This window comes from Spirochaeta cellobiosiphila DSM 17781 (assembly GCF_000426705.1).
Lineage (GTDB): Bacteria > Spirochaetota > Spirochaetia > DSM-17781 > DSM-17781 > Spirochaeta_E > Spirochaeta_E cellobiosiphila.
Genome location: NZ_AUFW01000007.1, coordinates 345,181 through 359,243 on the forward strand (window position 1 = coordinate 345,181; position 14,063 = coordinate 359,243).

At 32.4% G+C, this 14,063-nt stretch carries 12 protein-coding genes; 7 read left to right on the forward strand and 5 right to left on the reverse strand.

The annotated features are described in order from the left end of the window. The first annotated feature begins 16 nt into the window (after positions 1-16). The 5 genes from dgcA to K345_RS19250 are packed head-to-tail and all read left to right on the forward strand — an operon-like array spanning position 17 to position 7,373. Entirely contained in the window at positions 17-1,045 is a 1,029-nt protein-coding gene (gene dgcA / locus K345_RS0101520) for a diguanylate cyclase DgcA (protein ID WP_053227968.1), read from the forward strand. Continuing rightward, on the forward strand, positions 1,045-1,350 hold the full coding sequence (locus K345_RS0101525; RefSeq protein ID WP_028972672.1) for a 2Fe-2S iron-sulfur cluster-binding protein: 306 nt from the start codon (positions 1,045-1,047) through the stop codon (positions 1,348-1,350). The genes dgcA and K345_RS0101525 overlap by 1 nt, the downstream gene beginning before the upstream one ends. A gap of 41 nt (positions 1,351-1,391) precedes the next feature. Next, positions 1,392-1,937: a bifunctional nuclease family protein gene (locus K345_RS0101530; RefSeq protein WP_028972673.1), complete on the forward strand. Its 546-nt coding sequence runs from the start codon at positions 1,392-1,394 to the stop codon at positions 1,935-1,937. Further along, a complete protein-coding gene (locus K345_RS0101535; protein WP_028972674.1) occupies positions 1,934-3,895 on the forward strand; it encodes a 4-alpha-glucanotransferase in 1,962 nt (653 codons plus the stop codon). The genes K345_RS0101530 and K345_RS0101535 overlap by 4 nt, the downstream gene beginning before the upstream one ends. Further along, positions 3,882-7,373, forward strand: a complete 3,492-nt coding sequence (locus K345_RS19250; protein ID WP_053227969.1) for an alpha-amylase family protein — start codon at positions 3,882-3,884, stop codon at positions 7,371-7,373. Before K345_RS0101535 ends, K345_RS19250 begins: the two co-directional genes overlap by 14 nt. On the opposite strand, the gene K345_RS19255 is transcribed toward K345_RS19250, so the two are convergent. Both K345_RS19255 and K345_RS0101550 read right to left on the reverse strand, forming a co-directional pair. Next, positions 7,333-8,976 carry a PP2C family protein-serine/threonine phosphatase gene (locus tag K345_RS19255; RefSeq protein ID WP_053227970.1) on the reverse strand — a complete coding sequence of 548 codons (1,644 nt, stop codon included), beginning with the start codon at positions 8,974-8,976 and terminating at the stop codon, positions 7,333-7,335. The genes K345_RS19250 and K345_RS19255 overlap by 41 nt on opposite strands. A gap of 109 nt (positions 8,977-9,085) precedes the next feature. Further along, complete coding sequence (locus K345_RS0101550; RefSeq protein WP_028972675.1) at positions 9,086-9,661, reverse strand: TetR/AcrR family transcriptional regulator; 576 nt, start codon at positions 9,659-9,661, stop codon at positions 9,086-9,088. Between the two features lie 143 nt (positions 9,662-9,804). Between K345_RS0101550 and K345_RS0101555 the strand changes: the two genes are divergently transcribed. Both K345_RS0101555 and K345_RS0101560 read left to right on the forward strand, forming a co-directional pair. After that, complete coding sequence (locus tag K345_RS0101555; protein WP_211227809.1) at positions 9,805-10,449, forward strand: Rossmann-fold NAD(P)-binding domain-containing protein; 645 nt, start codon at positions 9,805-9,807, stop codon at positions 10,447-10,449. 11 nt (positions 10,450-10,460) lie between these two features. After that, entirely contained in the window at positions 10,461-11,681 is a 1,221-nt protein-coding gene (locus K345_RS0101560; protein ID WP_028972677.1) for a dicarboxylate/amino acid:cation symporter, read from the forward strand. Here the strand turns inward: K345_RS0101560 and K345_RS0101565 are convergent. The 3 genes from K345_RS0101565 to K345_RS0101575 are packed head-to-tail and all read right to left on the reverse strand — an operon-like array spanning position 11,665 to position 14,060. Beyond that, the gene (locus K345_RS0101565; protein WP_156888264.1) at positions 11,665-12,273 is read right to left on the reverse strand and encodes a hypothetical protein; all 609 of its coding nucleotides are present in this window, start codon (positions 12,271-12,273) and stop codon (positions 11,665-11,667) included. The genes K345_RS0101560 and K345_RS0101565 overlap by 17 nt on opposite strands. A gap of 7 nt (positions 12,274-12,280) precedes the next feature. Beyond that, positions 12,281-13,351, reverse strand: coding sequence for a DUF8086 family protein (locus K345_RS0101570; RefSeq protein ID WP_028972679.1), 1,071 nt, complete (start codon positions 13,349-13,351; stop codon positions 12,281-12,283). A 7-nt stretch (positions 13,352-13,358) separates the two neighbouring features. After that, positions 13,359-14,060: a DUF2259 domain-containing protein gene (locus K345_RS0101575; RefSeq protein ID WP_028972680.1), complete on the reverse strand. Its 702-nt coding sequence runs from the start codon at positions 14,058-14,060 to the stop codon at positions 13,359-13,361. Between the last annotated feature and the right edge of the window lie 3 nt (positions 14,061-14,063).

Here is a 14,063-nt window from a genome sequence, read left to right on the forward strand (position 1 = left end):
AAAAATAAAGGACAATATGGATAGGGTCAAATATGAAGACCTTGAAAAACAAGTTTATGATCTCAAGCAGTTATTAGAAATCAGTAAAAGCCTTAATTCAACATTGGATTACAGTCTTCTTATAGATTCAATTCTGTATACTTGTATGGGACAACTTAAAGTAATCAAGGCAGGAATTTTAACTCGAAAATCAATTGATAATGCAGATCTCGTGCTCTATAGAAATCATATTGGATTTGATATTGAGTTAAGTAAAGATTATATAATTCCTGATAATCATCCCATTTTAGATATTCTGAATAAGGATGATCAATGTTTTCCACCATCTATATTAAAGCCCTTTATTCAAGAAAATTCTCCTATTAATAATATTTATGATCTCAATCCATCTATTATGGTTCCTTTAAAGGCAAAGGGCATCATACATGGTCTGCTTATCTTAGGAGAACGTATTGGAAATACTCCATTTAATTCTTATGAAAAGGATTTCCTTCTTAATCTATCTATTTTTGCGGCTATAGCAGTTCATAATGCATTTCTCTTTGAAATGACTACTACCGATATGATGACAAAATTAAAGTTGAAGCATTTTTTCTTATCTTCTCTTAAAGAAAAGATAGATTTAGCTATAGATACCGGAGGTCATCTGTCATTAATGATGATAGATATTGATCACTTTAAAAACTTCAATGACACCTATGGCCATACTTATGGTGATTGCATTTTAGTAGAGATAGCCCAAATTATTCTCAATAATGTTCGCCAAGGAGATATAGCGGCACGATACGGTGGTGAAGAATTTGCTGTCATATTACCTGAAGCATCCCTATCAACAGCACAAGCTGTAGCAGAAAGAATCAGAACTGATGTGGAAGATTGTGTTGTGCGTTCACACAATGAATCATTAAAAGTAACATTATCCATTGGTGTTGCCGAGTTTGATACTAAAAAAGACAAACAAGAAGTGAATTTCATTGATCGTGCTGATAAAGCACTATATACATCTAAGACTGAAGGAAGAAACAGGACTACAATAGCAGTATAATGGCGTCGATTACACTATTGAATACTAATACAACCATTAAAACCTCACCAGCAATATCCATACTAAATTCACTACTAAGAGAAGGTATATTCATTAACCATCTTTGCGGGGGCAAAGCAGGGTGTGGGACGTGTCAGATTAAAATCATCAGCGGGCATAAATATTTAAGTAAAAAAACAGAAAGAGAGAAACTTAGGCTAGTTAAAGTGAAAGCCCAAAAAGATATTCGCCTAGCTTGTCAATGTCATACTTTTGGAGATATCACAATAGCCATAAGATTCAAAAAAGCTTCCATCAAACATTGAAAGTTGAAATTAAATACATAGAATTTAGATGGGAGACGAATATGCTTGTTGCTGCTGAGATATGGACGGTAGCAAGAACAAACCAAGGAAATGCAGTTGTTGTTAAAGCAATAAATACTGAGAAGGCTATACCAATACTGATAGGTAATTTAGAAACACAGTCTATTCTCATTGGCTTAGGTAAACTAAAAATACCCCGTCCATTAACACATGACCTATTTATATCTCTTTTGGATCAATTACATGTTGATATACAACAAGTAGAAATTTATAAGTACTCAAATGAAACATACTATGCGAATATTGTATATATGTGTTCCGATGAAGTTCATAAATTGGATTGCCGTCCATCAGATGCTCTCAGTCTAATGGTTCGACTTAAAATTCCATTACTCATCGAAAGTGAAATTTTTGAAGCACAAGGTGTAGAAATATTTACATTTGAAGAGGACATGCAAATAGAATCACACCCTAATAAGAAGATTATGTTGGAAGAGAAACTAAAGGACTGTGTCGAACAGGAAAAATATGAAGAAGCTGCAGTAATCAGAGATTTATTAAAGGAGATTGATGATTTAACAAAATGAATACATCTGTGAAAAATATCTATAAAACGTCTGTCAGCATCCCTCTGTTTTCTCTTTCATCAGAATCTTCTGTGGGATGCGGTGAATTTCTTGATTTGATTCCATTTGGAAATTGGTGTAAGCAAGTAGGCATAGATAACATACATCTACTCCCCGTTAATGATACTGGATGTAATAAATCTCCTTATTCAACAATTAGTACTTTTGCTCTTAACCCAATATATATTCAATTGCAAGTGTTAGCTCATTATGAAAATATTAAGGATGATGTAGAAAAGAGTTTTAAAAAAATAACTTTTAAAGAACATATAGACTATAGCGCTGTTAGAAATAAAAAAATAAAAATACTGAGACAATTGTACCATTTATTACCAAAGACATGGTCAGAAGGACCTGAAATCAATAATTGGATAAATGACAATACATGGGTGAAAAGCTATAGTTTGTTCTGTCATTTATTACAAAAACAACATAATGACCCATGGAAAGGGTGGAAGGAATACCGAACTTTAGAAGAGGAAGAGTGTTTTTCACTATGGAATAAAAAACAAAATAAACAGGAACTATACTTTTATATTTGGGTTCAATATGAATTAGATAAACAGTTTAAAAGTGCAGTGAAGCATCTTGAAAACCTAGGAATAACATTGCAATGCGATCTATCTTTATTAGTACCCGAGGACAGTTGCGATGTTTGGTATCATAGAGAAATTTTCAAACCACGCTTACATGCAGGAGCTCCCCCAGAAAAAAACCTTCCCTCAGGACAAAATTGGGGGTATTCCATATATAACTGGAAAAATTACCGTCACGAGGTTTATAACTATTGGGATAAAAGATTAAATTGTTTATCTCAATATTTTCACTCCATTAGAGTAAGTCATGCTCAAGGATTGTTTAGAATCTGGTGTACACCAGAATATAATTACTCTGGAATACTAGGATATTACACACCAGCAGTGTACATAGATCATAAGAAATTAATGGAATTTGGTTTCGATGATACACGAATCAAATGGCTCAGTTTACCCCATATTGAGGGATCAAAACTTTTTGGAATCTTAGGCCAAGAAGCATCAAAGGTCATAGAATTAGCCCTCAATCAATTGCCTAATGAAGATCTTTACCTTTTCAAACCATTTATTAAGGGAGAAAAAGTAATTAGGGAATTGCCCCTGAGTAAGGAAGCAAAGAAATTCCTCACTAGTGAATTTAACAGTCGTTGCTTAATAGAAGTATCTAAAGACAAGTATGCTCTGGCATGGAATTATAAATACTCTCCCTCCTATCTTTCCTTAAGTTCATTAGAAAAAAATACACTTTTAGCCTTAAGCGAGGAATGCCAAAGAGATTCACAAGTATTATGGAAAAAACAAGGAACAAATACACTTCAATATCTTATTTCAAAAGACTTGGATATATCTGTAGAGACTTTAGGCGTAAGCCCTGAAGGGATATATGATGTTCTTAAAGATATGAATATCGAAAATACAGTAGTGTTAAAGTGGCATAGGGAATGGAACAAATACGGTTCTCCCTTTCTTAAAAGTAACCAATATACATACTTATCCAGTTGTACATTAAGCACTCATAATACGAACACAGCTAAACAATGGCTCAGGAATGAAGTATTGAGTGATTTACAAAAAGAAAGCTTAAACTTACCCTTAGGAGAGAATCAAACGAGCTTCAATAGTTATAAGAGTCTCATCAAGCATCTACTTTCTATAAAATGTAGGAATGTACTCCTTAATATCCAAGATATCATCAACCTGGATGAAAAGAATTTCCATAACATCAATGACATTATCATAAATGATGCAAATACAAATAATGAATTGAATTGGTCCTATAAAATTCCAATAACTATTGAAGAATTGAGTAACAATAATGACCTAAATACTTATCTAAAAAGAAACATACAGATACGAAGAGGTATGGAAGATGCATCATTTTAATAGGCAAATAATAGTAACGAGAAGTCAATCTCAACAAGGTCGATCTATGGAGTTTCACATTTCAAAAGAAACACGTGATAAATATCAATTTGATAATGAATTATTTACTACTAATGGTAACGTCATTATCACGAACCTTAATGGAGCTAGACAATTAGCTTTCAAATTAAATGAAAATAAAGATCTATTAACAAATCCTGAAGAGGAAATTAAAGCAGCACAAATTTTCACAATGGGATTAATTGATGAAATATTACATTACGTGTGTCATTTATATCGAACAGAAAAAGGCGCTGATACATTTGATAATGTCATTCCCCATTTAGTACAAGCACTGGGACAAGAAGAACTTAATAAAGTCCTTTATGAATTTACGAATCTTTTCCCTCCTAAAGCAGTGTATCAAAATACCCAAACTAGTGAAGAATACTTATCAACATCTACTGATACCATAGACAACAATATCATTTCCATTGAAGAAATCATGCTATTATGGTTAGCAAACCAAAACCAAGCTTTTAAACCTTATAAAGAATTGTTTGATGATTCTAAATTAATAGAGAATACAAAATACACTCTGCTTATGGGACAATTAGATATTTATTTTAAGGGCCAAGATTTCTTTGGTCCAGAAAATTTAGACTTATTAGGATTATTGCAAAGTCCATCAAAACATCATCCTACGTCACTAAGAAAACAGTTAGAGTATATAAAAAATAATTGGGGGCATTGGCTAAGTGAGTATTTATTGCGATTGTTGAATGCATTGGACTACATGAATGAGGAGGACAAGTTTTTCCTGAGACCTACATCATTTAACCCGCAGCCCTCCATTCCCTCCTATAGTGGACTATCAGAACGTGAGGGATTTACGGAAGACAAATCTTGGATGCCTAATGCCATTGTATTAGCAAAAAATACTTTAGTTTGGTTAGAACAGTTAAGCAAAAAATATCAAAAAGACATTCATACTTTAGACAAAATCCCGGACGAAGAGTTGATTAATTTATCGAATTTTGGTTTTACAGCTATTTGGTTTATTGGATTATGGGAACGCAGTAAGGCCAGCCAGACTATAAAACAAATTAATGGAAACTTAGAAGCAACGGGATCAGCTTATTCTGTTGCTCATTACGATATTGCACAAAATCTAGGAGGCTGGGAAGCATTATATAATCTTAAAAAGAGAGCCTCTCATTATGGTTTGAAGATTGCTAGTGATATGGTTCCAAACCATACCGGAATTGATGCTAATTTATTATATGACCATCCTGATTGGTTTATACATTGTGAATATTCCCCTTTTCCCAATTATAGCTTTAATGGAATTAACCTATCCCAATCATCAAATGTAGGTATTTTTCTAGAAGACCATTATTATGACCATACAGATGCTTCTGTAGTATTCAAACATATCGAATATTCAAACAATAAAATTCGATATATCTATCATGGAAATGATGGAACTTTTATGCCCTGGAATGATACGGCACAGCTTAACTATTTATTACCAGAAGTTCGTGAGTACGTTATAGACCAAATAATAAAAATAGCCAATATTTTTCCTATTATCAGATTCGATGCTGCTATGACCCTAACAAAAAAACACATTCAACGGCTGTGGTTTCCAGAACCAGGTACAGGTGGTGCTATTCCCAGTAGAGCAGAACATAGCTTAAATAAACATGATTTTGATCAATTAATACCTGAAGAATTTTGGAGAGAAGTGGTCGACCGAGTTCAAAAAGAAGTACCTGACACTTTATTAATAGCAGAAGCCTTTTGGATGATGGAAGGATATTTTGTTAGGTCATTAGGTCTACATAGAGTATATAACTCAGCTTTTATGCATATGTTACGAGATGAGAAAAATGGAGAATTTAGGACCCTCATCAAAAATACATTATTATTTGATGCTGATATACTGAAGAGATTTGTAAACTTTATGAACAACCCAGATGAAGAGACGGCAATTGAACAGTTTGGTGATGGTGATAAGTATTTTGGAGTTTGTACTCTATTAGTAACACTACCAGGAACACCAATGTTTGGACATGGTCAGATAGAAGGTTTCAAAGAAAAATATGGAATGGAATACGTAAGACCTTTATGGGATGAAAATCCTAATCTTAGTCTTTTAAATAGACACCAAAATGAAATATCGCCATTGATGAAGAAACGATATTTATTCTCTGGTGTTAAAAATTTTTATTTATATGATCTCTGGTCAACAGAGGGATTTGTCAACGAGAATGTCATTATATTTTCCAATAAACTAAACAATGAAAATGTCTTAGTTCTCTATAATAACTGTCATCAAAATGCTCAAGGCTGGATTAATCAAACAGTTGGATACAAAGATAAATATCAATCAGATGATCACATAAAGCAAAGAAAATTGGGAGAGGTGTTAAATCTATCTCTTGCACAAGATAGATATGTGATCTTCAGAGAGTATTTTTCTAATTTATGGTATATCAGAAGCTGTTATGATTTTTCCTCAGAAGGTCTTTTTATTAGTTTAAATGGCTATGGTAAACATATTTTTACAGATTTTTATGAAATCCAAGATGATCATAATAGACATTATAATAGTCTTTGTTACTACTTAAATGGACATGGTGTTTCTAATATCCAGAAAGCTTTAGGAGCCATGGTAATAGCGCCGATCGGATCAGCAATTCTTAACTTTATGACCGAAGGATATAATGTCATTAATAGAGAAAACAATTTTGAAGAAAGGTTAAATGAAATCACAGGACTTTATTCTACTTTTGTAAATGATCTCAACAAACACTTTCATCAAAATTTAAATTATAAATGTGATATTACAGGACTTGTTAAAATTCTCGAATTCGAAAAAATATTCAAAGCAAGTAAGTCACGAAAAGTAAATACAATTATCGACTTTATAAACAAAGAGACTGTTATAAGTATCTGGATAGTTTTTGCTGCCAAAACTCTTTTAGATAATATTATGACCAATGTGATAGAAAAACCTGAGTATCTTTATATAAAGGATTTAATACTAGAAGCTATCATTGAAGAATATTTCCTTCCCTACTGTAACACACATAATATCAAAATTGATAATTTGAGTTATTTATTGAGAGTACTAACACAGGAGAGGATCTGCTTTATTCATAAGAATGAATCTACCAATAGTTATAAAGTCTTAACAAGACTTTTTAGAGATACTGATTGCCGTCAATTATTTGGAGTCAATCAGTTTGATGGAATATTATGGTATAATAAGGAAAAATTTATAAATACATCAATGTGGTTAACCATTAATAGTCTTATTACAAATATCAACAATATGCCCATTGATAAGAACGTCTATAAAAAGATTATTGATCATAGTATTAAAATAATTGAACCTTGGATAAATAATTCTGATTTAAGTGAGTTCAGGGTAAAGAAATTACTAAGACTTGTTATGGAGTGTTCAGATCAAAAATCAGCTCAAGTAAACTGAAGTCATCTTCAAAGAACTCAAGTTCCGAAGTCTTTTTTATATTTAAATACAAAGGTTGAACACTGGTATCACCTTTAGAAATTGATTGAACCAATATCCTTTTAAAATCTGAGAACTCCAACATTTTGCCATTACTCTGGCGTATTTCAAACACACCATCAGAAAATAAGTAGATCCTATCTCCAGGTTGTACTGTTGTAGTGCATGTCTTATATTTATACTCAGTATCTAGTCCAATTATCATATCACCTGATGCCAATTCCTCTAGTTGAACTTCATCACCTTCATTAAAACTTACCAACATAGCAGGAGGAGCACCAGCACTACCATATTCCATCACATTTGTTTTGATATTTAAGACACCGTACCAAACAGTAAAATACATGTTATTTTGTTTTTCCATCTGGAAATTATTGCTTAAGGCTCGTAAAACATCAGAAGGTTCATGAAAATTTGTCTGTGGTAAACTTTGCGTTCTTAATACATTCATGACGGATACTGAGAGTAACGCAGCCCCAATACCATGACCACTAACATCTAATAAATAGAATGCAAAATGATCCTTATCCAGCTTGTGATATCCAAAAGAATCTCCACCTAATTGTGTTGAAGGAATAAAAACCCAGTTTGTTTTAATACCACCTTCTGTTATAGGAGGAGGGAGTAAACTTGTAACATAGGAAGCTGCTTCTGCTAATTCACTTTCAAGGTTTTCCTGACTTTCAATCAATGCAGATATATACATAGCTTCTTGATCACGAAGTTGTTTCTTTTCTAGACAGGCTCCTATACGAGCTTTTAATAAAATAGGATCAAATGTTTTAGGTAAGTAGTCTTCAGCACCCATTTGAATACATCGAATAACACTTTCCATTTCATCAAGTGCAGATATCATTATCACTGGTATAAATCTAGTTTTGGGAGAATTTTTTACCTCTTCTAAAACCTGATATCCGTTTATATCTGGCATCATAATATCCAGTAGAATTAGATCAACTGAAGATTTATGTAGCAGATCAAGAGCTTCACGTCCACCTTCAACGGAAACGACCTTATGCCCTTGTCTTTCCAAATGACGAGACAGAATATCTCTGTTTAATGCATTATCATCTACAATAAGAATTTTACCAGTTATCGTAGGAAAATCTGTAGCCAATGTTGCTGATTCAAAATTGGGAATTACTTTCTGCGGAACATCTATAGGTACAAATTCCTTTGCAGTATTTGTGGGAGCAATAAAGAGTTGAAGTAAACTATTAGCTGATTGTACGATCTTATTTAAATCTGTTACAAAAAAATCCGTATTTGTTTCATGAGCTATGTCAATAAGCCCCTCTGTTAAGCCTATTATTGTGTATATAGGAGAATGAATACTTTTTGCAAACCTATTTAATTGCGGATCAACTCCATCATCACCATAAAAAAAATCCTGAAGTAACTGTTCGAGATTCACGCCTTCCTTATGAACTCGTTGTATATCAGGAATCATTGATGGTATTTGAACATCCTTTATGTCATCTTCAAGAAGTTCACTATAAGCAGTAATGTGATTCACAAAAGTGCGAACTTCATGTCTAAGCTCTGCAATTGAATCTTGTGTCATGGATGTCTCCCTTCAAACTTTACCACTAGGCTATTATAACCCTAAGAAGTGAGAAGCCAATTGTCAAGTTCAGTAAAACACTTTACTCGAAGGGTATTATTTGATGGCATTATGATTTCATAAAAAAGTGTTTATATATACCCTTTCTGATAAAATCTATTTTTTGTTTTACTTCTTTTTTTTCTACAACAGATAATTCAAATAGAATTCCACATATATAGGTCTCAAGTTGAAAACTTCGTAATTCTGGATCATCAGATATTACAAAAATGCCTTCAGCCTGACCTGCCAAAAACAATGGTTGAATAGCATTGATTGTCTGTTTTAAGTGAAATGTAAGCATTGCTCGTCTTTCTGCAGTAGAAAGCATACTGCCCAATAGATAGTGAGCCTTATAAAGTAGCTCTAAACCAAAATCTATTGATTCCATAAATTTTGTTTCAAAATCCCAGTCTTCATTAGAAATGTTTATAGTTCTTTCAATATATCTATTCCACACATCGTCTATAGTCGCTACAAAAAGTGTGGTTTTATCATTAAAGTAAGTGTAGATTGAACCTGGAGCAATTTCTGCCTTTGTGGCAATATGTTTGATAGTGGTTTTCTTATAACCAAGCTCACCAAAAGCCTCTAGAGACGCTTCCAAAATCTTTCTCTTCTTATTCTGATCTGGATGTCGTGACATGAATTCCCCTTATTTATTTATGAATTTAGAGAATAATGATAAGTTCTTCAACTACTACCTTATTAATAACTGAATATTATGCCATGTTTTTTCAATTAATTGTTATGTTGACCGTGATGATGTTTAAAGCTAATATGATTTTCATGGCTAGGAACGTACTTTTAACAGGTTATGATACACATCTTGGATATGAAATCGGTTCATTCTTAAATAAGGAAGGATATAACGTATTAGCTACAGTTGAAACATCTCTAGAAGACAAACAAAATGAAGAAGACGTTAATACTATTTCCTGGAAACCTTCCTCTTCTATTTCAGCAAAAAACCTACTTTTACAAACTAGAACATTTTTTGAAACTGTGGATGAAATTATAACTATATATAGACCTATTAAAGAGGGTATTCGATTTCAAGATTACACCAATCAAGAAATAAGTAATATCCTCACAAATTACTTATTCAGTTCACTGTACCTGTGTAAAGAATCATTGCAGTTATTAAGAAAACAGAAACAGGGGAACCTTACAATCATTATATATGAAGAAACAGGTGATTCTCACAATAAAGCCATTGATGCCTGTGTGTATGAAGGCTTTAGAGGTTTTGCAACATCTCTGATTGGTGAATATACCGATAAAAGGGTAACTGTTTTTGATTCAAAAGCTTCAGAAACTGATAGCTTTTTAGAATATTATTATGACTTAATACGATCAATGCCTAAGAAATATCCTTATGGTAAATATGTTAAACACAAAGATCGAAGAAATTTTTTCTGGAATAATAAATAGCAGGAGTACAAATGAAAATTTGGATCAAATATCTTATTGGAATACTGGCAGGTGTTATATTAGGAGTTTTTATTCCCAATACATCATTTTCACTAATATCTGAAATTAGCGATTTAGTTATCCGAATTGGGAAGTACGCTGTTTATCCCTTAGTGTTTTTCTCTTTCTCAATTGCTGTCTATAAAATGATGGAAGAAAAAGATAGTATAAAAACTTTTTTATATTCCCTCTTCTTTATTGTATTTAACACATTTGTTGTTTTATTAATTGGGGCAACTGTAGCGTTTATAATAAATCCTAGACGTATCCCAATAATCACAGAAGAAGTAGCTCAAGTACAGGCTAGTAATTGGATTGATGTATTTAAATTGCTTATACCAGATAATGTATTTAATGTCTTTTTAGGAGCAAATGCTCTCCTGCCTATTTTATTTTTTAGTTTTATGATTGGTATTCATTTAAATTATGATAAAAGAGAAACCTTAATTATAAAAGATGTGTTAGATACTCTAGGTAAATTATTCTACCAAATGAATAGTTTAATTGTTGAACTTTTAAGCTTAGGAATGATTGCTTTAGGAACATTTTATACAATTCAATGGAAAATGGTTGAAGACATAACCCCCTATTTACAAGTTGTATTAATTATTGGAATATTCACAGTCTTTCTTCTATTCGTTATTTATCCCCTACTAACTATGTTAATTACTAAAACAAAAAATCCATATCAATTATTAAGAGGGTATATTGGTTCAATAATGGCTGCTTTGATATCTGGTAATTCTATATTTGCATATGGAACTATTGTTAAAGAAAGTAGAGAAAACCTGGGTATTCCCAGAAAAATAGGAGCTATACACCTTCCTTTGAATATTTTATTTGGACGGCCTGGTACAGCGGTTATCACAGCAGTAAGTTTTTTTGTAATTCTAAGATCTTATTCAAGTCTAGAAATTACTATTTTTCAATATTTATGGACTTTTGGATTCTCATTTCTCATTTCATTCACACTACCCTTTCATTCCTATGGAGCATCATATGTTGCCCTTTCTATGCTTTGTGGCTTATACGGCAAGGGGATGGAAGACGGTTTCTTAAATTTACAACCAATTCTATTTGTGTTATCTAGTTTTGGAGCCTCTATTGATGCCGGATCAGCTTTAGTTAATGGATATTTTACCTCTGATAAACTTGGAAGAACTCACAAAATTAATCCTAAATATTATATTTAAAGGAAATACCGCACTTAATGGTTAAGTTATCAAATGGATCAACCTTAGAAATTAATAGAGGGTAATAAATGGCAAACTGACTTTCAATATCCCATTTATTACTAATTTCACTTTCAAAGCCAAAACCAACTCCTGGGTAAAGAAAATGTCCACTTCCATTAAAATTAGTAAAAAGACTAGATCTGTATTTTTCACCTTCGCCATAACTTATTAATGGGATTCTAAAAACAAAAGCTGGTGAAAGAAATAGATATGGTTTAATAACTGTTTTTAAATCTATGTGGTACAGAAACTGTGGATCCAACATCACCGTCAAGACACTAATAGCATCTTTATATTCTATTTCTACAGGAACTGTCCTATTATCAATATTAGAATAGTCATTTATCCAAAAAATCATATGCGGTTCAAAAACAACATACTCATTAATTGGTCTATTTCCATACACATCAAATGCTGTTAATAGAGGACTAGGTGCACTATCTTCATGACTATTATGTATATACACACTATTTAAACCTGCACCAATTTGCCATTGACTAAAGCTAAGTGTTGAGACCAGCATTAATATAAATATACCAAATAAACGCATACTAATATTATATATCAAAATAGTAATAAGGAAGGTAGATTATTCCACTATTGCCAACTTTATAAAAGTCCTGTTCTTCCCACAAGAGATAATATCCCTGTTCATTCCAGATAATATTGGTAATTCCAATATTACTTGGCATATTTGGTATACTATAAAAGTCACTAACAGAACCATTTTCATACAAGAAGATAACCCTTCCTTCAGGTAAATAAATAAAAAGACTGTTACCTAGAGCATAAGCCAGGATTTCTTTTAATTCTGAGTTACCAGACAGCAACTCTCTTGTTGAACCTATTTGGTATCTTTCAGGAGCCTTTTGATCTTTACTTCTAATTGTCAAATGTTCCACACTTGATTTACCATAAAAATCGTTCAATTTGGCTATTAATTCTGTATATATTCTTGGAGCCTCTGGCGGTAAAATAAAATCATAACTAGCTCTATATTCACTTATAGATATAGATTTAAATTGCTCTAACCCTGGATGATATAAGAAATAATCAAAGTAAATTCTGTCTCGTTGATTTCTTTTTACTTCTATAGCCCAATCACCTGATTGCCTTTGGACAAGCCCAGTCATTTCTTCTGCATTATTAACTATAAACGGTAGAGGTCTCACACTATATTGACCATTACTGAACTGAAGCCAATTAACTCTATCGAGATGTGGTTTGCTATGTCCAAATACAGTGTTGTAGTAGATATGAATATTAATTTTACCCCCATACCTAAACATGTTCACAGCACTTCTTTCTGTAAAAAGTATATCTGGAAAATAGGAAAATTCAAGATCTTGGTTGATTTGCTTGATATTTATCAATCCATAATGGTTAGCAAGCCCCCAGATATCATTATCTGACTCAATGATATCTACTAATCTATCTTTTTCAGACCACGCTAACCACGAAGCAGGCTTCCTATTACTCCAGCTTGTCAACCTTTGTAATTTTTTATCCTGCCATATATAAATAAAATGATCTTTTTGGGGTTTATCATCAATATCTTTTTTCTCGACAGATTGATAGCAACTTAAAAGAGACAATAGAGATAATATAAGTATTAAAAAACGAATCATTAAATGGCTATTTCAAACTTACAGTCTCAACCATATATCTAACTCCGCCGCCCTGGGCTTCAGATAAATTCTTTTCGATAACAAAAACAAGCGAATTACCATCAGGACTTTTAATAATTCTATTGATCCTATAGCTACTTATTCCAGGTCGATAATAATTAGGCAAACCAACAGTTTTTCTTATTTTGCCACTATTATTAAGAGTGATATCTAGCTGTATAAAAAAAGATGACCTTTCTTGTTTTCCAGTGCCTTCTTTTTTCTGATCAATATTCACCTGATAATTATCTTTAGTTACAAAATCAGTAAAATTAATACCAGAAAGGTCTTTAGAAACATCATTAGGTTCCATAACTCTTACAAAAATTAATCGACCTTGATTAAGATATTGAATGCCATATTTCTTTCTTTGAGGAACCATTTCCTCCAATAGAGAATACAAAGCCCCCTGCGCTGTTCCACCCAAGCTGATTGTCGAATTGAATTCTTTCTTTCTCACACCATCATTTAAGAATTGATTACTTGAGACATCGACTAAATACACTTCACCATAAGGGTTATGATTTTCATCGGTTACACCATACTGACCGAAATAAAAATACCTTCCATCTGCAGAAAAACCTAAATTGACAAAATCTGCCACATCTCCAGCAAACACCCCAACCTGTACAAATCCATATAATAAAAGTAGCAATATAGTTTTTTTCATTAG